The 25,943-nt window shown below is 63.3% G+C and carries 22 protein-coding genes and 1 pseudogene; 14 read left to right on the forward strand and 9 right to left on the reverse strand.

The annotated features are described in order from the left end of the window. Positions 1–40: 40 nt before the first annotated feature. Entirely contained in the window at positions 41–1,441 is a 1,401-nt protein-coding gene (locus tag Q8Q83_RS15445) for a DASH family cryptochrome (protein WP_305625013.1), read from the forward strand. A gap of 36 nt (positions 1,442–1,477) precedes the next feature. Here Q8Q83_RS15445 and Q8Q83_RS15450 read toward each other — a convergent pair whose 3' ends face one another. The 5 genes from Q8Q83_RS15450 to Q8Q83_RS15470 form a co-directional block, all read right to left on the reverse strand. Next, on the reverse strand, positions 1,478–3,328 hold the full coding sequence (locus tag Q8Q83_RS15450; protein WP_305625014.1) for a GGDEF domain-containing protein: 1,851 nt from the start codon (positions 3,326–3,328) through the stop codon (positions 1,478–1,480). Beyond that, positions 3,325–4,206 (reverse strand): endonuclease/exonuclease/phosphatase family protein, encoded by an 882-nt coding sequence (locus Q8Q83_RS15455; protein WP_305625015.1) that lies wholly within the window; start codon positions 4,204–4,206, stop codon positions 3,325–3,327. Before Q8Q83_RS15455 ends, Q8Q83_RS15450 begins: the two co-directional genes overlap by 4 nt. Before the next feature lie 15 nt (positions 4,207–4,221). Next, positions 4,222–4,851 carry a thiol:disulfide interchange protein DsbA/DsbL gene (locus tag Q8Q83_RS15460; protein ID WP_305625016.1) on the reverse strand — a complete coding sequence of 210 codons (630 nt, stop codon included), beginning with the start codon at positions 4,849–4,851 and terminating at the stop codon, positions 4,222–4,224. Between the two features lie 153 nt (positions 4,852–5,004). Continuing rightward, positions 5,005–5,610, reverse strand: coding sequence for a cytochrome c (locus tag Q8Q83_RS15465; RefSeq protein ID WP_305625017.1), 606 nt, complete (start codon positions 5,608–5,610; stop codon positions 5,005–5,007). Between the two features lie 46 nt (positions 5,611–5,656). Then, positions 5,657–5,947 (reverse strand): cytochrome c5 family protein, encoded by a 291-nt coding sequence (locus Q8Q83_RS15470; RefSeq protein WP_305625018.1) that lies wholly within the window; start codon positions 5,945–5,947, stop codon positions 5,657–5,659. 248 nt (positions 5,948–6,195) lie between these two features. Between Q8Q83_RS15470 and yihA the strand changes: the two genes are divergently transcribed. Then, positions 6,196–6,846, forward strand: a complete 651-nt coding sequence (yihA, locus tag Q8Q83_RS15475) for a ribosome biogenesis GTP-binding protein YihA/YsxC (protein WP_305625019.1) — start codon at positions 6,196–6,198, stop codon at positions 6,844–6,846. A 433-nt stretch (positions 6,847–7,279) separates the two neighbouring features. Here the strand turns inward: yihA and polA are convergent, their stop codons facing one another. Next, positions 7,280–10,126 carry a DNA polymerase I gene (gene polA, locus Q8Q83_RS15480; RefSeq protein WP_305625020.1) on the reverse strand — a complete coding sequence of 949 codons (2,847 nt, stop codon included), beginning with the start codon at positions 10,124–10,126 and terminating at the stop codon, positions 7,280–7,282. A 71-nt stretch (positions 10,127–10,197) separates the two neighbouring features. Here polA and Q8Q83_RS15485 point away from each other — a divergent pair, with 71 nt between their 5' ends. Beyond that, positions 10,198–10,482 carry a DUF2782 domain-containing protein gene (locus Q8Q83_RS15485; protein ID WP_305625021.1) on the forward strand — a complete coding sequence of 95 codons (285 nt, stop codon included), beginning with the start codon at positions 10,198–10,200 and terminating at the stop codon, positions 10,480–10,482. A gap of 15 nt (positions 10,483–10,497) precedes the next feature. After that, positions 10,498–11,448, forward strand: a complete 951-nt coding sequence (locus Q8Q83_RS15490; protein WP_305625022.1) for a homoserine kinase — start codon at positions 10,498–10,500, stop codon at positions 11,446–11,448. 198 nt (positions 11,449–11,646) lie between these two features. Here the strand turns inward: Q8Q83_RS15490 and Q8Q83_RS15495 are convergent, their stop codons facing one another. Both Q8Q83_RS15495 and Q8Q83_RS15500 read right to left on the reverse strand, forming a co-directional pair. Next, the gene (locus Q8Q83_RS15495; RefSeq protein ID WP_305625023.1) at positions 11,647–14,589 is read right to left on the reverse strand and encodes a DEAD/DEAH box helicase; all 2,943 of its coding nucleotides are present in this window, start codon (positions 14,587–14,589) and stop codon (positions 11,647–11,649) included. Continuing rightward, positions 14,586–16,700, reverse strand: a complete 2,115-nt coding sequence (locus Q8Q83_RS15500; RefSeq protein ID WP_305625024.1) for a site-specific DNA-methyltransferase — start codon at positions 16,698–16,700, stop codon at positions 14,586–14,588. Before Q8Q83_RS15500 ends, Q8Q83_RS15495 begins: the two co-directional genes overlap by 4 nt. Positions 16,701–16,795: 95 nt before the next feature. Between Q8Q83_RS15500 and Q8Q83_RS15505 the strand changes: the two genes are divergently transcribed. From Q8Q83_RS15505 to Q8Q83_RS20280, 3 genes and pseudogenes are all read left to right on the forward strand, one after another. Then, on the forward strand, positions 16,796–17,194 hold the full coding sequence (locus Q8Q83_RS15505; RefSeq protein WP_305625035.1) for a transcriptional regulator: 399 nt from the start codon (positions 16,796–16,798) through the stop codon (positions 17,192–17,194). 366 nt (positions 17,195–17,560) lie between these two features. Beyond that, a complete protein-coding gene (locus Q8Q83_RS15510; RefSeq protein WP_305625025.1) occupies positions 17,561–18,841 on the forward strand; it encodes a hypothetical protein in 1,281 nt (426 codons plus the stop codon). A 9-nt stretch (positions 18,842–18,850) separates the two neighbouring features. Then, a pseudogene (locus Q8Q83_RS20280) lies at positions 18,851–18,970 on the forward strand (ATPase, T2SS/T4P/T4SS family); the annotation flags it as partial. Between the two features lie 5 nt (positions 18,971–18,975). On the opposite strand, the gene znuA reads toward Q8Q83_RS20280, so the two are convergent. Beyond that, a complete protein-coding gene (znuA, locus tag Q8Q83_RS15515; protein WP_371132420.1) occupies positions 18,976–19,917 on the reverse strand; it encodes a zinc ABC transporter substrate-binding protein ZnuA in 942 nt (313 codons plus the stop codon). 87 nt (positions 19,918–20,004) lie between these two features. On the opposite strand from znuA, the gene zur reads away from it, so the two are divergent. From zur to Q8Q83_RS15550, 7 genes are all read left to right on the forward strand, one after another. Then, entirely contained in the window at positions 20,005–20,490 is a 486-nt protein-coding gene (gene zur, locus Q8Q83_RS15520) for a zinc uptake transcriptional repressor Zur (RefSeq protein ID WP_305625027.1), read from the forward strand. Further along, positions 20,487–21,293 carry a zinc ABC transporter ATP-binding protein ZnuC gene (gene znuC, locus Q8Q83_RS15525; RefSeq protein ID WP_305625028.1) on the forward strand — a complete coding sequence of 269 codons (807 nt, stop codon included), beginning with the start codon at positions 20,487–20,489 and terminating at the stop codon, positions 21,291–21,293. Before zur ends, znuC begins: the two co-directional genes overlap by 4 nt. Beyond that, entirely contained in the window at positions 21,286–22,074 is a 789-nt protein-coding gene (gene znuB, locus Q8Q83_RS15530) for a zinc ABC transporter permease subunit ZnuB (protein ID WP_305625029.1), read from the forward strand. Before znuC ends, znuB begins: the two co-directional genes overlap by 8 nt. Before the next feature lie 78 nt (positions 22,075–22,152). Beyond that, entirely contained in the window at positions 22,153–23,004 is an 852-nt protein-coding gene (locus Q8Q83_RS15535) for a PA5502 family lipoprotein (protein ID WP_305625030.1), read from the forward strand. Between the two features lie 202 nt (positions 23,005–23,206). Continuing rightward, on the forward strand, positions 23,207–24,214 hold the full coding sequence (locus tag Q8Q83_RS15540; protein ID WP_305625031.1) for a methionine ABC transporter ATP-binding protein: 1,008 nt from the start codon (positions 23,207–23,209) through the stop codon (positions 24,212–24,214). Further along, positions 24,214–24,891 (forward strand): methionine ABC transporter permease, encoded by a 678-nt coding sequence (locus tag Q8Q83_RS15545; protein WP_305625032.1) that lies wholly within the window; start codon positions 24,214–24,216, stop codon positions 24,889–24,891. Before Q8Q83_RS15540 ends, Q8Q83_RS15545 begins: the two co-directional genes overlap by 1 nt. A gap of 77 nt (positions 24,892–24,968) precedes the next feature. Then, a complete protein-coding gene (locus Q8Q83_RS15550) occupies positions 24,969–25,748 on the forward strand; it encodes a MetQ/NlpA family ABC transporter substrate-binding protein (RefSeq protein ID WP_305625033.1) in 780 nt (259 codons plus the stop codon). The last annotated feature ends 195 nt before the right edge of the window (positions 25,749–25,943 follow it).

A 25,943-nucleotide genomic window follows, 5' to 3' on the forward strand; every position in this document is an offset into this window, starting at 1 on the left:
GATTTTGTACAGTTTTTGTCTGACATTAGAGGTCGAGTTTATGCGCGCGCTGCTGTGGTTCAAGCAGGATCTGCGCCTCGATGACCACCCGGCCCTGCAGGCCGGACTGAGCGCCGAGTGCCTGTTGCCGGTGTATGTGCTGGATCCGGCGCAGCTGCAGGCCAGCGCCTTCGGCAGCCGGCGCATGGGCGTGCATCGCGCGCGCTTTCTGCTGGAGACCCTGGCGGCGCTGGATGGCGAACTGCGTCAGCGCGGTTCCCATCTGCTGGTGGTGCAGGGCGTCGCCGAGCAGCTGATTCCCCAGCTGGTGGCCCAGTTCCAGCTGCAGCAGGTGCTGACCCTGGAGGAAATCGCCCCGGATGAACGCGCCCAGGTCGCCCGGGTGGCGCGCCGCCTCGGCGCGGTGCCGTTGCAACAGGCCCCGGCCAACAACCTGCTGCGCGTCGAAGAGCTGCCGTTCAACCTCGAGCAGTTGCCGCATGTCTTCTCCAGTTTCCGCGCCTTGGTCGAAGAGCGCCTGCAGGTGTTTCAACCCCGCCATGCCCCCGAACGCCTGCCGGCCTTGCCGGAGGGTGTCGAGGCCGTGCTGCAAGCCATCCCGAGCCTGTCGCAGCTGGGCCTGGGCGAGCCGCTCAGCGTACCCGCCAGCGCCTTTCCCTTTGCCGGCGGCGAGCCGGCGGCCCTCGGCCGGTTGCGCGATTACCTGTGGAAGACCCAGGGCGTGCGCCAGTACAAGGAAACCCGCAACGGCCTGATCGGCACCGAGTATTCCTCGAAGTTCTCCCCCTGGCTGGCCAATGGCAGCCTGTCCCCGCGGCGGGTGGTGGCCGAGTTGCGTCGCCATGAGGCGCAGTTCAAGCGCAACGATTCGACCTACTGGCTGTGGCTGGAGCTGCTCTGGCGCGACTTCTTCCGCTGGAGCCTGCTGCGCCACGGCAGCGCCCTGTTCAAGGCCGGCGGCCTGCAGGCGACCATCAGCGCCTCGCAGCAGATCGACCAGCGCTTCCAGGACTGGTGCCGGGGCTGCACCGGCATGCCGCTGGTGGATGCCAATATGCGCGAGCTGGCGGCTACCGGTTTTATCTCCAACCGCGGCCGCCAGGTGGTCGCCAGCTACCTGATCAATGATCTGCAGCAGGACTGGCGGTATGGCGCGGCCTGGTTCGAGGAGCACCTGATCGACTATGACCCGGCCAGCAACTGGGGCAATTGGGCTTACCTGGCCGGGGCCAAGCGGGCGTTCAATGTGCTGCGCCAGGCCCGTGAATATGATCCGGATGCCAGCTATGTCAGCCTCTGGCTGCCGGAGCTGCGCGATGTGCCGCAGGCCTTGCGCCACACGCCCTTCCTGCTCGGCGGCGGGCAGTTGCACAACCTGGGCTACCCGCAGTTGGAGAGCATTCCCGAGAGTTGGCGACCTTATCTGAACCATGTCGCCTGATGCGTTAACCGCGCCAGGCTGCAGGGAGACGAACCTCTACCCCTGTTCGATGCGGTTGCGCCCGCCGCTCTTGGCCCGGTACAGGGCCTGGTCGGCCCGCTCGAACACCTTGTCGCTGCCCTCGTCGTCGCTGACGAAGGCCGTAAGCCCGGCCGACAGGGTGATGGTCACGCGCTCGCCGCGAAAGTGGAACGGGCACTGTTCCACCCCTTCGAGCAGGGTCTGCAGCAGGTGGCGGCCACCCTCCAGGGGTGTGGAGGGGATCAGCAGGACGAACTCCTCACCGCCGAAACGGGCGATAAAGTCGGTCTTGCGCATGCGCTTGCTCAGTTCGCCGGCGACTATCTTCAGCACCTTGTCGCCGGCCAGATGACCGTAGCCATCGTTGATCCGCTTGAAGTGGTCGATATCCAGCACCGCCAGCAGCAACTCGCCGCCGTAGCGTTGCCAGCGCGCCATCTCCAGGGCCAGGCGTTCGCTCCAGCCGGCGCGGTTGGGCAGCCCGGTGAGCGAGTCGATCAGGGCTTTCTGCCGCTGCTCTTCCAGGTGAACGCGGAAGCTTTGCGCTTCCTGTTCCATATCGGCGACTTTCTGGGTCAGCGCCAGCAGGCGTTGCGCCACCTCTGCTTCGTGGCCGTCGCGCTGCCGCTGGTGCTCGCTGACGGTCTGCAGCAGGCCGTCGAGGCGGGTTTCCAGCGAGTGTTTGAGGCTGGCCAGGTCGACCGCTTCCTGCACGCTGGCCTGCAGGCTGCTGACCTGCTCGCGCAGCTCCAGGTTGAAGCTGCGCGCGCTTTCCACCGACTCGCTGTAGCCCTCGTGGGCTTCGCCGAGGGTGTTGAGGAAGGCGGCCAGGCGCTCATTGAGCTGTTTCAGGTAGCCGGCGAACTCGCGCTGGCCGCTGTCGGTCACCGCCAGTACCAAGACGCCCAAGTCGTCCAGCACGGCGACCAGCTCGTACCAGTTCAAGCCGCCCTGCACCCTTAGGCGCAGCGCCTCGCCCTGGGGCTGGTGGTGTTCCGGTAGTTCCAGCTCATCGAGCAGGCCCAGCAGGCTGTCGGCGATATGGGTTGCCACGCTGCTGTAGCCGGGCTCGGGGAGTTCCGGCAAGGCATAGGCCGGATCGCCATCGCCACTGTGGGCTGCTGATGCGGCTGGGGCTGCGGATAGCGCCGGCGCCGGCGGACGCTCGACTGGGGCGGCGCTGTGGTTGGCCAGAACAGGCGCAGCCGCTGTGGGCTCAGGCGCGCTCGGCGCCACAGGGGCGGTCGCGCCAAGGTCAAGTTCTGCGGCTGACGGTGGTTCCAGGTTGAGTGCTGGCGCGGACTCGGCTGCGGCGGCCGGCTCCGGCGCCGTTGTCGTTGTCCCCGGCGTGCCGCCAAACAGGCGTTGCAGCAGGCCGGGGCGCGCTTCTATCGGAGTGCCCAGGGCGGCCAGGGCCTGTTGCTGCAGGCTGCTCAGTTCGCTCAGCAAGGCGCTGAGTTCGCGCGGCTGGCTGGCGCGCTCCTCTATCCCCTTGGCGAAGTGTTTGAGGGCCTTGCGCACCTCGCGCGGTGGCTGCAGGGCGAGCAACTGCTCGGTCAGGCTGGTGACCCCGGAGATGTCCTGCGTGGCCCGGTCCTGGCGGCGCTTTTCCGAGTCCAGCACGGTTTTTTCCAGGCGCGGGATCAGGGCCGAGAGCGCGGCGTCTATATCCTCGCGGCGGAGGATGTCGCGCAGTTCCTGCATGCACTGGTCGACCGCCTTATCGCTGCCCTCAGCGGCCAGGGAGCTGCGCACCAGGCCGCGCCGCAGCAGGTCGAGGCGGGCTTCCCAGCGGCGCTCGAGCTGTTCCTGCTGTTCCAGGCTCTGCAGATATTTGCTTTTCCAGCGCTGGGCATCATCGGTCATGGTGGCGATCCAGTCATGGGCCTAATCAGCATAGGCGTTGTGTAATCGCAGAGTGAGGCCGGCAGACGAATCTGCACGGCGACCGGCAGGTGGTCGGAGATCGGCTGGGCCAGAACCTCACAGCGCTCCAGGGCGAGGTCGGCGCTGAGCAGTATATGGTCGAGGCAGCGTTGCGGCTGCCAGCTGGGAAAGGTCGCCTCGATCTGCGGCGCAAACAGGTCGAGCTCGCGCAACGGCGAGTGCTGCAGCAGGTCGTGGGCGTGGGTGTTCATATCGCCCATCAGGATCTGGTGACGGTAGCCGCCGATCAGTTCGCGGATATAGGCCAGCTGGCGGGTGCGCGCGCGCGCGCCGAGGGCCAGGTGCATCATCACCACGGCGATGGCATCGGCGCCTTCGCCGAGGCGCAGCAGTATCGCTCCGCGTCCCGGCGGGCCGGGTAGTGGATGGTCTTCCAGCAGGCTGGGGCGCAGGCGGCTGAGCACGCCATTGCTGTGCTGGGCCAGGCGGCCGAGGTTGCGATTGAGTTGCTGGTACCAATAGGGGAAGGCGCCCAGGTGGGCGAGGTGCTCGACCTGATTGACGTAGCCGGAGCGCAGGCTGCCGCCATCGACCTCCTGCAGAGCCACCAGATCGAAGTCGTGAAGCATGTCGCCAATGCGTTGCAGGTTGTGGGCGCGCCCGGCGTGCGGCAGCAGGTGCTGCCAGCTGCGGGTCAGGTAGTGGTGGTAGCGCTGGGTGCTGATGCCGACCTGAATATTGAAGCTGAGCAGGCGCAAGCTGCCATTACTGGGCCAGTCGCCGGCAGGCGCGCAATGCGGATTGACCTGTGGAGCACACAGGCCACTCGGGCGACTTGCCTGCCAGCGGCGCAGCATGGCGCGCTTATCCGCTTACTGCGCCGCGCGCTCTTTGCTGATCAGCTGATCGGCCACTTGCAGGGCCTGCTGTGGGCCGCCGGAGCTGGTGATATCGAAACGGTATTTGCCGTTGACGATCAACACCGGTACGCCGCTGATCTGGTAGGCCACGGCCAGTTTCTTGGCCTTCTCCACCAGGCCCTTCACGGCGAAGGAGTTGTAAGTGCTGAGGAACTTCTCCTTGTCGACGCCCTGGCCAGCGAGGAACTCGGCCATCTCTTCCGGGGTCGCCAGTTTCTTGCCCTGCTCATGAATGGCATCGAACACGGCGGTATGCACCTTGGGCTCGACCTTCATGGCATCGAGGGTGATAAACATCTGACCGTGCAGGTTCCACAGGCCACCGAACATGGCGGGGATACGCACGAAGTTGACGTCTTCCGGCAGCTGCTCGACCCAGGGGTTGAGGGTCGACTCGAACTTGTAGCAGTGCGGGCAGCCATACCAGAACAGCTCGACCACCTCGATTTTCCCCGGCTTGGCGACCTGCACGGGCTTGTTCAGCTCGACATATTGCTTGCCGGCTTCGATGGGTTCTGCCTGAGCCGCCATGCCGAACAGGCTGGCAGTCACGAGGGTGGCACTGAGAATCAGGTTACGCATGCGTTACTCCTTGGCTATAAAGGGTGCGAGTGACGAACCAGGGTTCGACCGGCGAGGCAGGAACGGGTTCCCATCATTGTAGCGATGCACAGAACGAAAATGGGTGGCCTAAGCCACCCATTTTCTACCACAAGCTTTGCCCTGCTCGCGCGATCAGTGCAGGCCTTGCACGAAGCTGGACAGCGCCGCGATGTCCTTGTTGCTCAGCTTGGCCGCGATGGAACGCATGACCAGGCTGTCACCATCGTTGGTGCGGTTGCCTTCGCGGAAGTCGGTCAGCTGCTTGGCCACATAAGTGGCGTGCTGGCCGCCGATTTGCGGGAAGCCGGCGGCATCCAGGCCAGCGCCGTTCGGCGAGTGGCAGCCGGTGCAGGCGGGCATGCCTTCAGCCAGCTTGCCGCCGCGGAACAGCGCACCGCCGCGCTCGACCAGCTTGGGATCGGCGGCGCCGACGCTCATCTGCTGGCTGGAGAAATAGGCGGCGATGTCCGCCAGATCCTGCTCGCTGAGGTTGTTCAGCAGGCCGGTCATCTCCACCACGGTGCGGTTGCCGGATTTGATGTCGTTCAGCTGCTTGAGCAAGTAACGCTCGCCTTGCCCAGCCAGTTTCGGGAAGTTCGGCGCGGCACTGTTGCCATCGGCACCATGGCAAGCACCACAGACTACAACCTTACCCTTACCGGCTTCAGCGTCGCCTGCGGCGTGTGCCAGGCCAGTGATGCCCAGGGTCAACAGCAGACTCACGAGTACTTTGTTCATCAGCTAATCCAATTTACGGCTAAGAGAAAGAGGTTAGAAACCGGGTTTACTCGCTCATCAACTCGATGACGGCTTGGTAATCCTCGGCCGAGCAATCCATGCACAAGCCGCGTGCTGGCATGGCCCCCAGGCCATTGGTGACACTCTGTACCAGGGCAGCGCTGCCCTTGGCCAGGCGTGGCTCCCAGGCAGCCTTGTCGCCCCGTTTCGGCGCGGTAGGCAGCTGGCCGTTATGGCAGGCGCCACAGGCCCGGGTGAATACGGCTTCCGGGTCTTGTGCCGCCTGGGCAGTGCCAGACAACAGCAGTACAGCGGCAACAATCAGCAATTTTTTCATCAGATCAACCTCATCGGGGAGGGGAACGTACTGCTTGTCAGGGGCAGATGATCTCGATCGTTCCCGTGAACACTTGTCCAACGTATGGGAGAAAGCGCACACAAAATCTGCGCCATTATATACTGGCGTTATTGAAACTGAAACGACGCAGGTTGCCAGGCTATATGCAGCAAGGCAGCCTGCGCGCAAATGTCGCAAGGGCATCGCGCCTGCAACGTCACTTTACGCACGCCCTCACGGATACCCAGATGCAAGCCAAGAACCCCATTATCGGTCTGTGCCAACAGGCCAGCTTCCTGATCAGCGCCGCCAAGGTCGACCAGTGCCCGGACGATTTCGGCCATGAAGTGGCCTTTGCCGGGCGTTCCAACGCCGGCAAGTCCAGCGCCTTGAATACCCTGACCCACGCCAGCCTGGCGCGTACCTCGAAGACTCCGGGGCGCACCCAGCTGCTCAACTTCTTCCGCCTGGACGATGAGCGACGCCTGGTCGACCTGCCCGGCTACGGTTATGCCAAGGTGCCGATTCCGCTCAAGCTGCACTGGCAGAAGCACCTGGAAGCCTACCTGGGCAGCCGCGAGAGCCTGCGCGGGCTGATGCTGATGATGGATATCCGGCATCCGCTGACCGAATTCGACATCCTCATGCTGGACTGGTCCACCGCCAGCGAGATGCCCATGCATATCCTCCTGACCAAGGCCGACAAGCTGGCCTTCGGCGCGGCCAAGAACGCCCTGCTCAAGGTGCGGCAGGATATCCACCAGCGCTGGGGCGACCGGGTCAGCATCCAGTTGTTCTCTGCACCCAAGCGCCTGGGCATCGAAGACGCCCAGGCGGTGCTGGCCGAGTGGTTGCAGTTGGGTGAGTTCGAGCCGAGCGAGTCGGAAACCGAAGCCTGAGCCGGCAGCGGTACACTTTATTGCGGGCAAAAAATTGCCGGGAGCAATTTTTAACGTCGCGCAGCGATGGCCCGCAGGGTGGTAGCCAAGGATGGCAGGCATAAAAAATTCCCGGGAGGAATTTTTGACGTCGCGCAGCGACGGCCCAAAGGGTGGTCGCCAGGGATGGCGGGACACAAAAAAAACCTCGAGTTTTTGGGGAGGAACTCGAGGTTTGAACGTCTGAACCGCTAGGGCGGGGTTCAGAAACTGCCAACACTTAACACAGGAGCAACGAAGGGCTTTATCAGCCATTCATAGTCTCTGACTGCCAGGGCGCGGGCAAAGTTCAGTCTTTTCTTTGGATCTATTGGTTATAAAAGCCTGCTTATCGATGCATATGCAGCGCCGGGCTGCGCTATGGCGCACAGCCCGGCGCAAGCTTGCCGCGCAATCAGTGGGCTTCATCCCAGTTATTGCCGACACCCACTTCCACCAATAGCGGTACGTCCAGCGCGGCGGCGTTGCCCATCAGCGCCTTGATCCGTTCGCGCACCTGTTCGAGCAGGTCCTCGCGCACTTCCAGCACCAGCTCGTCGTGTACCTGCAGTATCACCTTGGCATCCAGACCGGATTCGCTCAGCCAGTTGTCCACCGCCACCATGGCGCGCTTGATGATGTCCGCCGCACTGCCCTGCATCGGCGCGTTGATCGCGGTGCGTTCGGCACCTTTGCGCAGGGCCGGATTCTTGGCATGGATGTCCGGCAGGTACAGGCGGCGACCGAACAGGGTCTCGACATAGCCCTGTTCGGCGGCCTGCGCGCGGGTGCGCTCCATATAGGCCAGCACACCGGGATAACGGGCGAAGTACAGGTCGATATAGGCCTGCGCCTGTTTACGGTCACAGCCGATCTGCTTGGCCAGGCCGAAGGCGCTCATGCCGTAGATCAGGCCGAAGTTGATCGCCTTGGCGCTGCGCCTTTGATCGCTGCTGACTTCGTCCAGCGGCACGCCAAATACCTCGGCAGCGGTGGCCTTGTGCACGTCGCGGCCATGGCGGAAAGCGTCCAGCAGGCTCGCATCTTTGGCCAGGTGGGCCATGATGCGCAGCTCGATCTGCGAATAGTCCGCCGCCAGCAATTTGTAGCCATTCGGCGCGACGAAGGCCTGGCGAATGCGCCGGCCCTCGGCGGTGCGGATCGGGATGTTCTGCAGGTTCGGGTCGGTGGAGGACAGCCGCCCGGTGGCCGCCACTGCCTGGTGGTAGCTGGTGTGGATGCGTCCGGTGCGCGGATTGATCTGCTCCGGCAGGCGGTCGGTGTAGGTGCTCTTCAGTTTGCTCAGGGTGCGGTACTGCATCAGCACCTTGGGCAGCTCGAAGTCCTGCTCGGCCAGTTCGGCCAATACCGCTTCGGCGGTGGAAGCCTGACCCTTGGCGGTCTTGCTGATAATCGGCAGGCCGAGTTTTTCGTAGAGGATCACCCCGAGCTGCTTGGGCGAGGCCAGGTTGAATTCCTCGCCGGCGATCTCGAAGGCCTGGCGCTCCAGGGCCACCAGCTTCTCGCCCAGCTCGTTGCTCTGCAGGCCGAGCAGTTTGGCATCCACCAAAGCGCCCTGGCGCTCGATACGCGCCAGCACCGGCACCAGCGGCATCTCGATTTCACGCAGCACCTTGGCCAGGCTCGGTTCGGCTTCGAGCTTGGCCCACAGGCATTGGTGCAGGCGCAGGGTGATATCGGCGTCTTCCGCGGCATAGGGCGCGGCCTGGGCCAGATCGATCTGGTCGAAGGTCAACTGCTTGGCGCCTTTGCCGGCGATGTCCTCGAAGCGGATGGTGCTGTGGTCCAGGTACTTCAGCGCCAGGCTGTCCATATCGTGGCGGGTCGCGGTGGCGTCCAGCACATAGGATTCCAGCATGGTGTCGAACGCCACGCCCTGCACGCGGATCGGCGTCGAGGCATTGGCGAGGATATTGATGTCGTACTTGGCGTGCTGGCCGACCTTAGCCTTATGCGGGTCTTCCAGTATCGGCTTTAGCGCTTGCAGCACCGCATCCCGATCCAGCTGGGTCGGCACCCCCATATAGGAGTGGGCGACCGGGATATAGGCCGCTTCACCGGCCTTGACCGCGAACGACAGGCCGACCAACTGCGCCTGCTGGGCGTCCAGGCCGGTGGTCTCGGTGTCGAAGGCGATCAGCTCGGCGTTGTTCAGCTTGTCCAGCCAGACGTCGAACTGCGCCTGCTCGAGGATGCACTGATAGTCGCCCAGGGCGGGCGTTGCCGGTGCAACTGCTGCAGCCTCACTCAGGGCTTCTGCGGTGATCTCTACGCTAGCAGGGGCCGCACTGGCACTGGGAACCAGGGCGAACAGGTCTGCGGCGGCGGTTTCCTTGACTGCGGGCTTGGCCGCCGGCGCCGGGCTATTACGCAGCAGTTCATCGCGCCAGCTCTTGAATTCCAGCTCGGCGTACAGCTCGACCAATGCCGGCACATCCATCGCGCCCGGGTGCAGCGAGTCGATGGCGATATTCAGCGGCACGTCCAGCTTGATGGTGGCCAGCTCGTAGGACAGGTAGGCCATCTCGCGGTGCTCGGCGAGCTTGGCCGGCAGGGTCTTGGCCCCGCGGATCGGCAGCTCGGGCACCTTGTCGAGGTTGGCGTAGAGCACATCCAGGCCGCCACCGACGCCGACCAGCAGACCCAGGGCGGTCTTTTCGCCGACCCCGGGGACGCCGGGAATGTTGTCGACCTTATCGCCCATCAGCGCCAGGTAGTCGATGATCAGCTCAGGACCGACGCCGAATTTCGCTTTCACGCCATCGATGTCGTAGACGCTACCGGTCATGGTGTTGACCAGGGTAACGTGCGGGCACACCAGCTGGGCCATGTCCTTGTCGCCGGTGGAAATCACCACGTCGCGGCCCTCGGCCGCGCATTGGCGGGCCAGGGTACCGATCACGTCATCGGCTTCCACGCCTTCGACGCACAGCAGCGGATAGCCCAGGGCCTTGACGCTGGCATGCAGGGGTTCGACCTGCACGCGCAGCTCATCCGGCATGGACGGGCGATTGGCCTTGTACTCGGCGTAGAGCTCATCGCGGAAGGTGCCGCCCTTGGCGTCGAACACCACGGCGAAGGGGCTCTGCGGGTACTGCTTGCGCAGGCTCTTGAGCATATTCAGCACGCCCTTCACCGCTCCGGTGGGCAAGCCCTTGGAGGTGGTCAGCGGCGGCAGGGCATGGAAGGCGCGATACAGGTACGAGGAACCGTCGACCAGAACGAGGGGGGCTTGGCTCATGAAGGATCAACCTTTTCGGCGGGGCGGCGCTAGAATGAACGCACCGTTGACGATAAAAGGACAAGGTTACCATGCGTACACTCAATAGCCTGTTGCTGGCCGCTTTGTTGGCCTGCACCGCGCTCGCGGTACAGGCCGAGGACCCGGTGTCCGGCGATCCGGACGTAACCATTCGCCAGGAAGGCGACAAGACCATCCAGGAATACCGGGTGAATGGCTTCCTCTATGCGATCAAGGTCATCCCCAAAGGCGGCAAACCCTACTTCCTGGTACGCGCCGATGGCACCGAGGGCAACTTCGTGCGTTCGGACAACCCGGATATGTTGATCCCCGCCTGGGAAATTTTCAGTTGGTAAGAAGGCTGTTCTGATATGTCGGTGTTTACCCCCCTGGAGCGGCACGAGCTCGAGGACTTTCTCGCCCCCTATGGCCTGGGTCGCCTGCGCGACTTCCAGGGCATAGCCGCGGGCAGCGAGAACAGCAACTTCTTCGTCAGCCTGGAGCAGGGCGAGTTCGTCCTGACCCTGATCGAGCGCGGCCCGAGCGCCGACCTGCCGTTCTTTATCGAGCTGCTCGACGTGCTCCATGAAGCCGGCCTGCCGGTGCCCTATGCCCTGCGTACCGCCAGCGGCGAAGCGCTGCGCAGCCTGGCGGAAAAGCCGGCGTTGTTGCAGCCGCGCCTGGCCGGCAAGCATGTACATGAGGCCAATGCACACCATTGCCAGGAAGTCGGCGCGCTGCTGGCGCATATTCACCTGGCCACCCGCGAACGGGTGCTGGAGCGCCAGAGCGACCGTGGCCTGGACTGGATGCTGGCCGAAGGCCCGAGCCTGGCGCTGAAGCTACCGGATAGCCAACTACCGTTGCTGCGCGCTGCCCTGGCCGAGATCCACCTGCTCAAGCCACGCATCCTGGCCTTGCCGCGGGCCAACCTGCATGCCGACCTGTTCCGCGACAACGTGCTGTTCGATGGCAACCATCTGGCCGGGGTGATCGACTTCTACAACGCCTGCTCGGGACCGATGCTCTACGACCTGGCGATTGCCCTGAATGACTGGTGCTCGCATGAGGACGGCAGCCTGGACGGCAAGCGCGCCCATGCCCTGCTCGGCGCCTACGCGGCCCTGCGCCCCTTCAGCGCGGCCGAGGCCGAGCTGTGGCCGGCCATGCTGCGCATTGCCTGCGTGCGCTTCTGGCTGTCGCGTTTGATCGCGGAGCAATCCTTCTCCGGGCAGCAGGTGCTGATCCACGACCCGGGTGAATTCCAGCGCCGCTTGGCCCAGCGCCAGCACGTCGAACTGGCGCTGCCTTTCGCCTTCTAAGGGGTGGCAATGCGTAGGTTGGGCTGAGCGCAGCGAAGCCCAACAATCCCAGGAGTCCACTATCGTTTACAACGCCCCTGGAAACCCATCACTAGGCTGCCATTTTCAAGTGGTGACAATTTGTCACCACTTGACTGCCTTATTCAGTCGCTACTGGCCGACCAAGGAATCACTCCCGAGAAATAACTCGCTACTTAGCTAAAGCAGGTTCCCCTGCAAAGCAGCGCTATTGGCTGGTCGAACCTTGGCAAACTTGAGCAGATCCGCCAACCCAGCGCCCTTGCTCCGCCAATCATGGAACAACGTCTCGCCGAGCAGAACATAGTGCCAAGGCAGCTCATGTCGATGTTCGACAGGTAGGCCATTGATCCGCTCGCACCAGGTCTGCGCCGCTTTCAGCTTGCGCTGCACATCTGGCTGATTCACATCCTTCTGTGCCTTAGTCTCCACCAAGTAGATGGCCTCGCCAGTGCGCACCAGGAAATCCGGGCAATAGAATGCCGGCAGCCCGTCTTGGCGCACATAACGCAGGCGGGCGAAGGTGTGGCGGTTTTCGCTGATCTTGCAGAAGGCCATAACACTGGCATCGGCACTCGCCCACTGGATAAAACTCTGCTCCAGCCCACCATGGCGCGCCGCCCAGCCCTGCCGTTCATAGATGCACTTGTTGACCGCCTGCGAGTGCTTCTCCTGCATCATCAGCTTCGCCACTTCGGACAGATAGCGGTGCTTCACTTCCAGCTCGCCGTGCGGCTCGATCTGCTCGGACTCGATCAGCGCCAGAGCGAATACACGGGTGATGTGATCCAACACCGGCTGCAACAACAGCAAGCGCCAGGCTTCATCCAGCAAGGGCTCGAAGGGTTCGCCAAACAGTTGTTGCTCGATATAACTTTCGATCCAGCCCGCAAGCTCGGCGGTATTCACCTGCAGATAAGGCTTGGCCACATGCGCGGCGATCTTGTTGCCTTTGGGGAGTGGCTGGCTAAGCGCCTGACTGATACGCCGGGTCAGGCGCCCGAGCAGGTCGTTGTAGCCCGCCACGTTCATGACGGCGCCATCGACGCGGTAATCGCCGAACAGTGTCTGACTCTGCAAATCCTGCGAGGTAAATACATCGCCCTTGCCGAGCATTTCCTTGAGCTGTGCCTGACTGAGCTGGGTAAACGGCTGCAGCTCGCCAATAGCTGGCGCCTGGTGTTCCAGCCACTCCTCGGTGTCACGCAGGATAAAGGGAATGGCGAAATCGTACTGGCCGTGATCCTCACGCAGCCCGACCGCCTGCATGTCGCCGGTGCCACTGGTATTGTCTGTGCCATCACCCGTGGTGCCGGCCAGGCCCTCCAGCATCAACTCGTTGTAGAACTGTTGAAAGGCCGGATGCTCGATGATGGTCAGTACGTCAATCAGGCTCTGCGGCTCCTGCCCGGCCTTGAGCAAGGCACGGTTCTCTGCCTTGATATCGGCGTACTCCGGGTCACGCCACATCAGGCGCAGGCCGCGGCCGATGGTCTGCTCCAGGAGGATCTGCGCCTGGCTCGAACGTAACGGTACGATCACGCAGATGTTGTTGACGTCGAAACCCTCGCGCAACATCAGCACGCTGACGATCACCCGCGGCGTGGCATGCGCATCAACGTTGAACAAGCGCTCACGCACTGGCGCCCAGTCCTTCTCACCCAGTTCGGCCTTCTTGCCCGAATCGATGGCCATCACCTCGTCTTCGCCCAACCCTTCGTCCAGCAGAAACTGCACCACCCGGGGCGACACCGTGGTGTCCTCGCACACCACCAGCATCTTCGGATGGCGATTCGGGTCGATGCCGGCGAAATCGGCCTCCAACTTACGCAGCTTCTGCAGGCCGGCCCGCAACATCACCCGCTGGCCTTCGCCTAAAACAGGATTGCCATCGGCATCACGCTCGGCCTTGAATTCCAGCGGCAGCGCACCGATTTCCTTGCGCCGGTCGAGTACCAACGACTTCACCAGCCCGGCGCCCATCGCCGTCTTCAGGTCGAAATCGGTGATGATGTGGGGGAAATACAGCTTCTTCTTGTTCTTGCCACTGCCCACGTCGTTGTACGGCGTGGCCGAGAAGTCCAGCTGCACGAAACGCTGCCCCTTGCTTTCGGCAATCAGGCTCAGGCTCTTCTGCCACTCCACTTCCGTGACTTCACCTTCGCGCTTGAACGCGTGGATATGGTGCGCCTCGTCGTTGAACACCATCAGCTCAGGCAGGCCAACCAGATAATCCAGCACATCGCCACGCGCGTAGCGGCGATCCAGCACGTCCAGGCTATTACCGGTCGCGCGCCCTGGCGTCAGCGGCAGCAAGCCCGCGATCAGCTGTTGCGGATCGGCCAGGCTGCCCGGCGCGCTCATCTCATAGTCGTCATCGTCTGGCGCCACGTCGCTGAGCAGGTGCCAGTTACTGATGGCAATCAGCCCGTTACCGGTGGCTTTCAAGCCGATCTCGGCCTTGGTGCAGGTGTTGCCACGGACGAAGCCGAACACGCGCTCGCGCTGTGCCTCGGGGATAAACAGCTCGGCATAGCGCGCCACGTCGGAGCTGGCGAAATCACGCTGACCGTTGGCTTCCTTGCCGAGGAAGGCATCCAGCAAGCGCTCGTAAACGATCAGGCCGGGAGCCACGACGAGGAAGTTACGGGTGAAGCGCGCATCGTCCACACCCGCTTCCTGCGCCGTTGTCTTGTTCAGCAGCTGCCATACCAGCAGCGCCTGCAGCACCCAGGTCTTGCCGGTGCCGGTGGCCATCTTCAGGCAGTATTTGGGGTGCGCATGCTTGGCCTGGCTGACCTCGCTCAGGCGATGGCCGACCAGCAAAGCATCCGGTGCGACCTGCTGGTAAAGATCCTTCAGCGTGGTGCAACCCAGTACCTCATGGGCAACGATGCAGTTGAGAATCGCCTGACGCTGGCCTGGGTGGAAGTTCAAACCGCTGCGAGTGGCGGTCATTTCCGCGCCGAACCACCATTTGAGCAGTTCGGCCGTAACCGGCGTGACCAGCTCGAAGATATCCGCCACGCCATCTTCCAGACCGAGGCACAGGGCATTGGTACGCAGCGTCAGGGCATCGCTCAGTTGCAACTGTTCGCGGTTCGGCTTGTTCGGCTCGTTCATTGCGCGCCCTCCACGCCGACGTTGACTGCCACTTCGGCCTCGAAGCCGAACACATCCACCGCCCGTACACAGACCCGTCGAGGGCCGGTCTTGGCCGGCACCTGCAACACGGCCTCGGTCACCACCCGAAGCGGGTCGCCATCGTTGTCCACATTGCCCCGATAGTCCTGCCAGACCGAGCGAAACACCTCGCCGTCGTAATCCGGATCGACTGCCCAGTACTCGATCATCGCCAGTGGCTCGACGTTCATCACCTGCTGCAACTTGGCGCGGTTGTCGTCGTCCAGATTGATCGCTTCCGGCGAGAGCAATACATAGTTGGCCAGGCTGACCTTGAGATTTTCCTGTTGCCCGTCAGCGCTACGCTGGCGTTGCACCGGCTTGATCTTCAGGTACTGCAAGCTGGCGAAACGCACGCTGCCACGGAGTTTTTCCAGACTGCCTTTCTTCTTCAAACGGTCGAGCAAGTCCGGTGGGATCACCAGTACTTCCAGACCCGGATCATTCAGCGCATCGATGCTTTCGCCGATGTTCGGCTCGAAATTCCAGCCCAGCACCACCACCTTGTCCCAGCCCCCGAGCAGGCTGTCGCGCTGAGCCAGAGCCTTCTTCAGGGTCGCCGCACCAGTCAACTTGTTCGGCGAATCGGCATATACCAGGGTGCGCATGCCGCCTCCGGCGATACTGCCGAGGTTGCGCAGCGGGTTGTCTTCTTCCGCCAAAGGCAGCGCGCCATATAGCGACAATACGATCTGCGACAGATCGCCGATGCGGAAGTTGCGACCCAGGGTGCTCTTCGCCGCCTCGACCTGATAATCGCCGATAGCCTGATACAGGAAAGGCTGGGCGTTCTGGTCGATCAGGCGCTTGCGCATAATCATGCAAGCTGGCTTGCCCAGATCGCTGGTAATCCAGCGCCGGCCCAGCCGCTCGGCTACGGCGGCGGTGGTGCCGGAGCCGCCAAAGAAGTCGGCGACCAGGCCACCTTCTGGACAAGAGGCTTTTAAAATTCGCTCGAGCAGATCTTCCGGCTTTTGTGTTGCATAGCCAGTTCGCTCTTTTGCCATCGGATTTGCCGAATTCACATCCTCCCACACGTTGTCTTCATCGGCGTCGATGTCTAGAAATTCAAGCCCCCACAGATCCTCGATCTGCTTACCTTTCGATTCGTGTAAGTATTGTTTGTAGGACGGATAGGCATTGTCGCGGATGGGATCAATCCACCTATCTTCCGCTTTCAATCGTATTTCTGTTTCTTTGGAATACGTTTTCAGAAGAGTCTTTCGGTAGTAGCCAACACCGTCAAAATGCTTAAACCTTGCTTTGTACTCATCTGAATACTCTAGGTACTGATTCCTGTACTCATACTGAGGGCCTTTGGAGTACCAAAAAATAGTGTCGTGGTTGACCGGGTACTTATTAGCACGTGCCTTGCTACTTCCTGCGAATGGCGTTCTCTTCCAGATAATTTCGTTCAGAAAGTTTGTCTTTCCAAACACATCATCTAGCACCAGCTTGACGTAGTGACCCACATGCCAATCCAGATGCACATAGATCGAGCCGGTGTCGCTCAATAGCTCGCGCATCAGAATCAGCCGTGGCGTGATCATTTCCAGGTAGGAGGCGGTGCCATCGCTCCAGGTATCGGAGTAGGCGAACTGCTCGATCACCGTCGGCCGCTGCTCCAGCTCCACACCGGGCAGAGTGACTTTGGTGCGGTAGTCGGCCTTGGAGTCGAACGGCGGGTCGATATAGATCAGGTCGAGCTTGCCGCGCAGGCTGGGCAGGTCGGTCTCGGGGTCGCCAGCCAGCAAGGCGGCCATGGACAACAGGTTGTCGCCGTAGAGCAAACGGTTGCGCCACGCGGCACCGGCATCGCCCAGCGCCGGCTGCACCTCACCGAACAAGCCACCCTGCACCGCCGCCAGCGACTGCTGGCGCAGGTTGGCACTTATCCAATCGCTAGCCTTGCTGTCCTTCGACGGCAATACCCATTCGCGCGTCTGCAGCCCCACGCGGTGCCGGCCCTCCAGGCTTTCCAGGATTTTTTCCGCCACCTGCCGCCCACGGGCAACGATTTCGGGGAGTTGTTCAAGCAGCGACTTAGCCATGGAAATCCAGTTCAATTCGTATTGAACTATTAATTCAATAGAAAACCGAACAAGTGTTCAACTAATTGATTGAACTGCGCTTCAAATTCGCCGACATGAATGAGAAAGCCCAGTTCGCCGAACGCCTGAAAACCGCCATGCTCGCCGCCGGTTACGAGCCTCGTCCGTCGGTTCTTGAGCGGGAGTTCAACCTTCACTACTGGGGTAACCCGATCACTTTCCAGGCGGTAAGACGTTGGCTGCGCGGCGAGTCGCTTCCTGAGCAAGACAAACTGCAAGTACTGGCCGAGTGGCTGCGGGTCGATCCGCAAGCCCTGCGTTTCGGCGATGGTGCCGTGCAACGCATCCAGGAAACTCGCAGTCGCTGGGATCAGGCCTTAATGGGTGAAGAGCGCGAAGTGATACAGGCCTACCTCGACCTGCCGACAGAGCAGCGCAAGATCATTCGCGAAGTGATCCTGGCATTCAAAAAAGCGCTAGGAACCGTCAAGTAGACTGTCCACTCAGTGAGCGTTTATTCACCCTCAAGCCGCTTTTCAGGTTGCCGGCAGTGAATGACGCAAACGCGCTGAAGCCCAACGAGATACAAGCAGACAGCAGTTGTGACCACACTATCGCCGTTGGGCTTCGGTGCTGCGCCCCTCAACCCAGCCTACGACGCGGGCAGGCTGCTCAGGAATTCCACCAGGCCGTTGGCCAGGGTTACCGGCAGGCCGGCGCTCAGGGTTTCGGCCAGGCGTGGGCGTAGTTCGTAGGGTGGATGACGCTTTACCTATTTGAGAGGGGCGAGTCCAAGACCTGACCCTATGTGTTTCTATGTCTGTTGCTATGTGTGCTTTGGTGATGCCAGGAGGCAAAAGATGAAAAAGGTCTATGCAGTGGCGGCCCTGTTGGTCGTCATAGGGGGCGGCTGCTATTTCTGGGTGCGCGATGAGGCGCCTAGCGCCGACGTGCAAAGCTGGTTGCAGCAACTCGCAGCGACGCCGGACGAGAGCGCGGCCTATCTCTACCTGGCCGGTCTGGATGCGACGCTGGAGCAGCAGCCGGCGATCCTTGGCGCGGAGCGGCTGAAAGCCTATCAAGCCTGGTATGTCCAGCATGGTGCCGGTGATACGAGCTTTGTGCCTGGCAAGCAGGCGCAACTCAAGCTGCCCGAGGGCGCGGACTTCTGCGCGATCGAGGCGCCCGACTGCCTGACCGCGCTGCTCGCTCGGGAGCCGGCGCCCTTGCCCGGTGAACAGGCCGCGCTGCTGGAGCGTTACCGGCATTATCTGACCCTCGGCGACTATCACACCCTGACCAGCCCGAGCATCGCCGAACCCCTGGCGCCGATGCAGTATTTCAGTCGTGCCAATCAATTGCTGACCCTGCAGGCCCTGCAACTGGCCAAGGCCGGCGACGGCGCGGCGGCGCTGGCGTTGCTGCAGGACGATGTGACGCAGTTGCGCCGGCAGCTGGCGATGGCCGATCAACTGGTGCAGAAGATGATCCTGGTGGCGATGCTCAACCGCGACCTGGAATGGCTGGCGCAGCTGTACCGGCGCGGGTTGGTTCCTGCTCCGGCCCCGCTGGCGCCGCTGAGCGAGGCGGAGCGCTCGCTGCACGCGGCCCTCTTGCGCGAGTTCGGCAGCGGCGCCGCGCTGTTCGCCGAGCTGGGGTACAAGGAACTGGGCGACTTTATCGGCAACGAAACGCTCGGCCGGCTGGCGTTGCTCTTCGTTTACAAGCCACAGATGACGGTCAACGCCGTGCTGCCGCCTTTCCAGCAGCTTTCCGCCCGTTCGCAGCTCGATCCTGAGGACTTTCAGCAGGCCGTGCAGGCTGCCGCCCCGTTGCAGGCATCGCCGCTGAGCCTGCGCAATTACGTCGGATCGGTGCTGCTGGCTATCGCCGTGCCGGACCTTAACCGCTACATAGGTCGGCTGCAGGACCTGGACGCCAAACTCAAACTGGTCAATCTCAGCAGCCAGCTGCCGCCCGGTGTGCCGACGCCCGAACAGTTGGCGGCTTTGCCGGAGTCGGGCAACCCTTACCGTCCGCAGGAGCCGCCGTACTGGGAGGCTGAGCAGGGTCGTCTGTGTTTCAGCGGTCCCTTGGAGGATAGGCACAGCGGCCGCTGCGTGACCCTGGGGGTGCCCTAAGGAATATGAGTGGTGCGGTTCACTGCAAGCACATACATCGCAGATAAACGTATCCCCCAGGATGGGTGGATTTCCCTGCGTTTGGCGGGCCGTGAAGTCGACATCCGGGTCTCCATCCTGCCGTCATCATTTTGCTACAGCGCCTCCAAACAACCTGCCAATTCACTGGCCAGATTTTCCAGCAAGGCTTCATAGCCGCCCGCATCCACCGGCAAGGCGCCGCCCATGGCGTCCAGCTCGGCCAGGGTTACCGGCAGGCCGGCTGTCAGGGTCTCGGCCAGGCGTGGGCGTAGCGGCGGCTCGCTGAATACGCAGGTCGGGCCTGCCTGTTGCAGGCGCTGGCGCATGGCGGCGACATGCTGGGCGCCGGGTTGTACCTCACCCAGCACACTGAACACCCCGGCATGCTCGAGGCCATAGGCGGCTTCGAAGTAGTCATAGGCTTCGTGGAAGACGAAATAGGGCTTGCCGGCCAGGGCACTCAGGCGAGCTTGCAGGCGCCGATCCAGCGCGCTCAGGCGTGCGTCGAAGGCCTGGACATTGGCCTGATAGCGCGCCGCGTTGGCGGGGTCGGCAGCCGCCAGATCGGCGGCCATCTTCGCGGCTATGACTCGGGCATTGGCCGGCAGCAACCACAGGTGCGCATCCAGGCTGCCGGGGCGATGGTCGTGGTCATGCTGGTCGGCGGCGGAAGACTGGTGCTCGTCATGCTCATCATGCTCGGCCTGTTCAGCATGGCTATCGCCAAAATGGCGCAGGCTCATATTCGGCAGCTGTTGCACCGCCACGCTGGGCCGGTCGCGACCGGCCAGCACCCGCGGCAGGAAATTTTCCAGCTCGGGGCCGATCCAGTACAGCAAATCGGCCTCGCGCACGCGGCGCACATCGGAAGGCCGCAGCGCGTAATGATGCGGCGAGGCGCCCGGCGGCAGCAGCACCTCGGGCTGGCCGAGGCCGTCCTGTACGGCGGCGGCGATCAGCTGCAGTGGTTTGATGCTGGTCAGCACGCGCAGCTGAGCGTGAGATTGGGCCTGGGCCGCGGTTGTCAGGGACAGGGTGAGAAGCAATAGGGCGATAACAGAAAAAAGACGCGACACGGGCAGCACTCGAACGGGAAGGAACAGGTAATATAATAACGTCTCTCACCGCCCAAGTCGTCGCCCATGACTCAGCCGCCCCTGGCTTCACGCCCCCATGATCACTCCCACTGCGTCAACCACGCCCTGGCCGAGGCCGAAAGCATCTGCACGCGCCAGGGTCTGCGCCTGACCGCACTGCGCAAGCGCGTGCTGGAGCTGGTCTGGCAGAGCCACAAGCCGTTGGGCGCCTACGACATTCTCGGCGTGTTGAGCGAGCAGGACGGCCGTCGTGCCGCGCCGCCGACCGTCTACCGGGCGTTGGATTTCCTCCTGGAAAACGGCCTGGTGCATCGGATTTCCTCGCTCAACGCCTTCGTCGGCTGCAGCCACCCGGAGCATGCCCATCAGGGCCAGTTCCTGATCTGCCGCAGTTGCCACGCCGCCATCGAGCTGGAACAGCAGAGCATCAGCGAGGCGATCGTGGCCTGCGCCGCCGGGGTCGGCTTCGTGGTGGAAAGCCAGACGGTGGAAGTGGTCGGCCTGTGCGCCGGTTGTCGGGAGGTCGCATGAGCGACGCCTTGATTCGCCTCGACGGGGTGGGCGTGACCTTCGCCGGGCAGAGCGTGCTGCAGGATGTGCAGCTCAGCGTGCAGCCGGGGGAAATCGTCACCCTGATCGGCCCCAATGGCGCCGGCAAGACCACCCTGGTGCGCGCCGTGCTCGGCCTGCTCAAGCCGGACAGCGGCAGCGTCTGGCGCAAGCCCAAGCTGCGCATCGGCTATATGCCGCAGAAACTCCATGTGGACGCCACCCTGCCGCTCTCGGTGCTGCGCTTTCTGCGCCTGGTGCCCGGGGTCGAACGGGCCCAGGTGCAGGCGGCGCTGGCCGAGGTGGGCGCCGAACAGGTGATCGACAGCCCGCTGCAGAGTGTCTCCGGCGGCGAATTGCAGCGCGTGCTGCTGGCCCGTGCGTTGCTGCGCGAGCCCGAACTGCTGGTGCTGGATGAGCCGGTACAGGGTGTCGACGTCAGCGGCCAGGCCGAGCTGTACCGGCTGATCACCCAGCTGCGCGACCGCCATGGCTGCGGCGTGCTGATGGTGTCCCACGACCTGCACCTGGTGATGAGCACCACCGACCAGGTGGTGTGCCTGAACCGGCATGTCTGCTGTTCCGGGCACCCGGAGCAGGTCAGCTTCGATCCGGCCTTCGTCGAGCTGTTCGGCCAGGACGCCAAGAGCCTGGCGATCTACACCCACCATCATGACCACGCCCACGACCTGCACGGCGCGGTGGTCAGCGAAACGCCTGCCGGCCTGAGCATCAAGGGTCCGGTAAAACCCCATATCCATGGAGATGGTTGCAAGCATGGCTGATTTCCTGCTCAACGCCCTGCTCGCTGGCCTGGCCCTGGCCCTGGTCGCCGGCCCCCTGGGCTCCTTCGTGGTGTGGCGGCGCATGGCCTATTTCGGCGACACCCTGTCCCACGCCGCGCTGCTCGGCGTGGCCCTCGGCTTGATGCTGGATGTCAGTCCGACCCTGGCGGTGACGGTCGGCTGCGTGCTGCTGGCGGTGCTGCTGGTGACCCTGCAAAGCCGCCAGCCGTTGGCCTCCGACACTCTGCTGGGGATACTCGCCCACAGCACCCTGTCCCTGGGCTTGGTGGTGCTGAGCTTTATGCAGGAGGTGCGCATCGACCTGATGGGCTATCTGTTCGGCGACCTGCTGGCGGTCGGCCCCGCCGATCTGGCCTGGATCATCGGCGGCAGCGCCCTGGTGCTGGTGCTGCTGGCGCTGCTGTGGCGGCCGTTGCTGGCGATCACGGTGCATGAGGAGCTGGCACGGGTCGAAGGCCTGCCGGTGATGGCGCTGCGCCTGAGCCTGATGCTGTTGATCGCCGTGGTGATAGCCGTGGCGATGAAGATAGTCGGGGTGCTGCTGATCACTTCCCTGCTGATCATCCCCGCCGCCGCGGCCCAGCGCCACGCGCGCACCCCGGAGCAGATGGCCTTCGGCGCCAGCCTGCTGGGCATAGTCGCGGTGTGTGGCGGCCTCAGCCTGTCCTGGTTTCAGGACACCCCGGCCGGGCCGTCCATAGTGGTGTCGGCCGCCAGCCTGTTTTTGCTGAGCTTTGCTCTGCCCAGGCGCACGACCTAAGCACACGACCTGAAAGATTGGTTGTGCCAGGCAGCGCAGTGTAGACTTGCGCGTTTTTTGCACAATGCGAGACGCACAATGCTGAAGTCGTTCGTTTTCCGTGGTTTTGTTCTCGCTCTGGTTCTGTCGCTAGGCGGCTGCCAGAGTGCGCCGCAGCCCGCCAACCTGCCCGTCGATGATCTGGTCAGCGCCTTTCGCCAGCTGGAGCAGAGCCTCGCCAGCGGCCAGTTGGAGTCGGCCGAGAGCCAGCTCGGCAGCCTGCAGCAGCGCGCGGCCGGCGATACCCGCTTGGAGCAATACCAACGCCAGCTGGCCGAGGCGCACCTGCAACAAGGGCAGCAAGCTTTGCAGGCCGGCGACCTGGACAACGCCACCAAGGCCCTTAGCCGCGCCCGCAGTCTGATGCCGCAAGCCCCGGCCCTGACCACCGGCCTGGATGGCGCCATCGCCCAGGCCCGTGAAGCCGAGCTGCAGGCCGCCGAGCAGCGACGCATTGCCGCCGAACAGGCCGCCGCCCGCGCCGAAGCCGCACGCCTGCAGCAGGCCCGGCAATTGCGCCTGGCCGCCGAGCGCCAGGCCGCGGCGATCCAGGCCACCCAGTTGCCCAATGTGCCCGCAGAGCCAGTTGCGCCGGCCAAGCCCCGGGCCAGGCTGATCGACCCGGCGGCCGCCAGCAGCGTGATAGCTATGCCGATGCTGGATAAGCAGGACAACGAGCGCCTGCGCAGCCTGCTCGATGGAGTGGCGGCCGATATGCTGGCGTTCCGTTGCGCGGTGCGCATCGAGGTGCGCCAGGCCAAGGATTTCCCTTGGGTCGCCTCCTTGCTCAATGCGCGACTCAAACGCCTGGACCCCAGCTTCAGCCCGCGCATGACTCAGGTGATCAAGCCGCAGCAGGTCCCGCAGCTGGTGCTTAGCCCGCAGCGCTAGCAGGCCCTGGCGGCACCACGACCGGGCTTGCCCGGTCGTTTGCATTGCGCCTGGCTACACTGGCCTGAGCCGCCCAACAAATCATGCAATTTAGCTATAACCATAGGTCTACAAAGATTTTTGCGGCCTAAACAGTGCCGGGTAGACTACGCAGCCTTTTCGGCCTACCCGGCCATTCAAGCAAACCCAAAAGGTTTAACCCGTGATCAACTTTTACCAGGTGCGCAAGGCGTATCGCGTCGCTGGCCAGGATATTCCGGCGTTGCAGCCCACCGATCTGCAGATCGCCCGTGGCGAAGTGTTCGGCCTTATCGGCCATTCCGGGGCCGGCAAAAGCACCCTGCTGCGCCTGATCAACCGCCTGGAACAACCCTCCGCCGGGCGCATCCAGATCGACGGTGAAGACGTCACAGCGATGGACGCCGCGGGCCTGCGGCGCTTCCGCCAGCGGGTCGGGATGATCTTCCAGCACTTCAACCTGCTGTCCTCCAAGACAGTGGCCGAAAATGTGGCCTTGCCGCTTAAGCTGGCCGGCGAGCTGCCGCGCAGCGCCATCGCTGCCCGGGTCGCCGAGTTGCTGGCCCGGGTCGGCCTGCAGGACCACGCCAATAAATACCCGGCACAGCTCTCCGGCGGGCAGAAGCAGCGCGTCGGCATCGCCCGGGCCCTGGCCACCGAGCCGAAGATCCTGCTGTGCGACGAAGCCACCAGCGCCCTCGACCCGCAGACCACGGCGCAGGTGTTGCAACTGCTGGCCGAGATCAACCGTGAGCTGGGCCTGACCATAGTGCTGATCACCCACGAGATGGACGTGATCCGCCGGGTCTGCGACCGCGTGGCGGTGATGGACGCCGGGGTGATAGTCGAATTGGGGCCGGTGGCCGAGGTGTTCCTGCATCCGCAACACGCCACCACCAAGCGCTTCGTCCAGGAAGCCGAGCAGATCGACGAGAACGAGCAGCGCGACGATTTCGCCCATGTGGCCGGCCGCATCCTGCGCCTGACCTTTCAGGGCGAGGCCACCTACGCGCCGCTGCTCGGCACCGTGGCGCGGGAAACCGGGGTGGACTACAGCATCCTCGCCGGGCGTATCGACCGCATCAAGGACACCCCTTACGGCCAGCTGACCCTGGCCCTGACCGGCGGCGACCTGGACGCCGCGCTGGCACGCTTCCGCACGGCGGATGTGCATCTGGAGGTGCTGCGCTAATGGAAGCCCTACTGACTTCTTTGTTACCGAACGTCGACTGGACGGAAATCGGCTACGCCAGCCTGGACACCCTGAGCATGCTCGGCGGCTCCTTGCTATTTACCGTGCTCTTGGGACTCCCGTTGGGCGTGCTGCTGTTTCTGACCGGCCCGCGGCAGCTATTCGAACAGAAGGCCCTCTATGCTTTCCTCTCGCTGCTGGTGAACGTGCTGCGCTCGGTGCCCTTCGTGATCCTGCTGATCCTGATGATCCCCTTTACGGTGATCGTCACTGGTACTTCGCTGGGCGTCGCCGGGGCCATTCCGCCTTTGGTGGTCGGCGCCACACCGTTCTTCGCACGGCTGGTGGAGACCGCGCTGCGCGAGGTGGACCGCGGCATTATCGAGGCGACCCAGGCCATGGGCGCCAGCACCCGGCAGATAGTGCTCAACGCCCTGCTGCCCGAGGCGCTGCCCGGCATAGTCGCGGCCGTGACAGTCACCGCCATCACCCTGGTGTCCTACACCGCCATGAGCGGCCTGATCGGTGGCGGCGGCCTGGGCGACCTGGCGGTGCGCTACGGCTATCAGCGTTACCAGCCGGATGTGATGGCGGTCACGGTGATACTGCTGCTGGTGCTGGTGCAGGTTCTGCAAAGCGCCGGCGACAAGCTGGTGGTGCACTTCTCTAGAAAATAACCAGCACCCGCAAATACAACGGCAGGCGACCGGCTATCCGCCGGCGCCTGTGCCATTTCCCACAAGGAGTTATGTCGATGAAAAAACTGATCGCAGCCATTGCCGCCACTGCGGCGCTGTCCTCTGCCCTGGCCCAGGCCGACACCCTAAGTGTGGCCGCCACCGCGGTGCCGCACGCCGAGATACTCGAGTTCGTCAAGCCGGCCCTGGCCAAGCAAGGCGTTGAGCTGAAGGTGAAGGTGTTTACCGACTATGTGCAGCCCAACGTACAGGTCGCCGAAGGTCGCCTGGATGCCAACTTCTTCCAGCACCAGCCCTACCTGGATGAATTCAACGCCGCGCGCGGCACCCAGTTGGTGAGCATCGCCGGCGTGCACGTCGAGCCCTTCGGCGCCTACTCCAGCAAGATCAAGAGCCTGGCCGAGCTGCCGCAAGGCGCCAGCGTGGTGATCCCCAACGACGCCACCAACGGCGGCCGCGCCCTGCTGCTGCTGCAGAAGGCTGGCGTGATCAAACTGAAAGACGGCGCCGGTATCACCGCCACAGTCCGGGACATCGCCGAGAACCCGAAAGGCATCGAGGTGCGTGAACTGGAAGCGGCCACCCTGCCGCGCGTGCTGGCCCAGGTCGACCTGGCGCTGATCAACACCAACTACGCCCTGGAGGCCAAGCTCAACCCGACCAAGGATGCCCTGGCTATCGAAGGCAGCGACTCGCCCTACGTCAATATCCTGGTGGCCCGCCCGGATAACAAGGACAACGCTGCCCTGCAGAAGCTGGCCAAGGCGCTGAACAGTGCCGAGGTGAAGGCCTTTATCGCGGAGAAATATAAAGGCGCGGTAGTGCCGGCGTTCTGATTGCTCTGTGAGCGATTAGAGCCCTAGGGTGGATAACGCTTTTCCATCCACCCTACTGGCTGTGCATCCGCGCTTGCCCCGCTGCCGCCGATACGTTCTATCTTCGCCTACACTGACGGAGTGCCGACTGCGGATAGTCCGTGGGCTTGGCGAGCGCCCTGTGCGGACAAAATCCGACGCAGCGCATCAGCAAAA

Origin of the sequence: Pseudomonas sp., assembly GCF_030696055.1 — a bacterium.
Lineage (GTDB): Bacteria > Pseudomonadota > Gammaproteobacteria > Pseudomonadales > Pseudomonadaceae > Aquipseudomonas.

Bases quoted from the DNA above. Each gene is read 5' to 3' on its own strand.
- znuB (WP_305625029.1), top strand. From the start codon at position 21,286: ATGGCTGATTTCCTGCTCAACGCCCTGCTCGCTGGCCTGGCCCTGGCC.
- Q8Q83_RS15460 (WP_305625016.1), bottom strand. From the start codon at position 4,851: ATGCGTAACCTGATTCTCAGTGCCACCCTCGTGACTGCCAGCCTGTTC.
- Q8Q83_RS15450 (WP_305625014.1), bottom strand. From the start codon at position 3,328: ATGACCGATGATGCCCAGCGCTGGAAAAGCAAATATCTGCAGAGCCTG.
- Q8Q83_RS15550 (WP_305625033.1), top strand. From the start codon at position 24,969: ATGAAAAAACTGATCGCAGCCATTGCCGCCACTGCGGCGCTGTCCTCT.
- Q8Q83_RS15485 (WP_305625021.1), top strand. From the start codon at position 10,198: ATGCGTACACTCAATAGCCTGTTGCTGGCCGCTTTGTTGGCCTGCACC.
- polA (WP_305625020.1), bottom strand. From the start codon at position 10,126: ATGAGCCAAGCCCCCCTCGTTCTGGTCGACGGTTCCTCGTACCTGTAT.
- Q8Q83_RS15545 (WP_305625032.1), top strand. From the start codon at position 24,214: ATGGAAGCCCTACTGACTTCTTTGTTACCGAACGTCGACTGGACGGAA.
- yihA (WP_305625019.1), top strand. From the start codon at position 6,196: ATGCAAGCCAAGAACCCCATTATCGGTCTGTGCCAACAGGCCAGCTTC.
- Q8Q83_RS15505 (WP_305625035.1), top strand. From the start codon at position 16,796: ATGAATGAGAAAGCCCAGTTCGCCGAACGCCTGAAAACCGCCATGCTC.
- Q8Q83_RS15500 (WP_305625024.1), bottom strand. From the start codon at position 16,700: ATGGCTAAGTCGCTGCTTGAACAACTCCCCGAAATCGTTGCCCGTGGG.
- Q8Q83_RS15535 (WP_305625030.1), top strand. From the start codon at position 22,153: ATGCTGAAGTCGTTCGTTTTCCGTGGTTTTGTTCTCGCTCTGGTTCTG.
- Q8Q83_RS15470 (WP_305625018.1), bottom strand. From the start codon at position 5,947: ATGAAAAAATTGCTGATTGTTGCCGCTGTACTGCTGTTGTCTGGCACT.
- Q8Q83_RS15495 (WP_305625023.1), bottom strand. From the start codon at position 14,589: ATGAACGAGCCGAACAAGCCGAACCGCGAACAGTTGCAACTGAGCGAT.
- Q8Q83_RS15465 (WP_305625017.1), bottom strand. From the start codon at position 5,610: ATGAACAAAGTACTCGTGAGTCTGCTGTTGACCCTGGGCATCACTGGC.
- Q8Q83_RS15445 (WP_305625013.1), top strand. From the start codon at position 41: ATGCGCGCGCTGCTGTGGTTCAAGCAGGATCTGCGCCTCGATGACCAC.
- Q8Q83_RS15455 (WP_305625015.1), bottom strand. From the start codon at position 4,206: ATGCTGCGCCGCTGGCAGGCAAGTCGCCCGAGTGGCCTGTGTGCTCCA.
- Q8Q83_RS15490 (WP_305625022.1), top strand. From the start codon at position 10,498: ATGTCGGTGTTTACCCCCCTGGAGCGGCACGAGCTCGAGGACTTTCTC.
- zur (WP_305625027.1), top strand. From the start codon at position 20,005: ATGACTCAGCCGCCCCTGGCTTCACGCCCCCATGATCACTCCCACTGC.
- znuC (WP_305625028.1), top strand. From the start codon at position 20,487: ATGAGCGACGCCTTGATTCGCCTCGACGGGGTGGGCGTGACCTTCGCC.
- Q8Q83_RS15510 (WP_305625025.1), top strand. From the start codon at position 17,561: ATGAAAAAGGTCTATGCAGTGGCGGCCCTGTTGGTCGTCATAGGGGGC.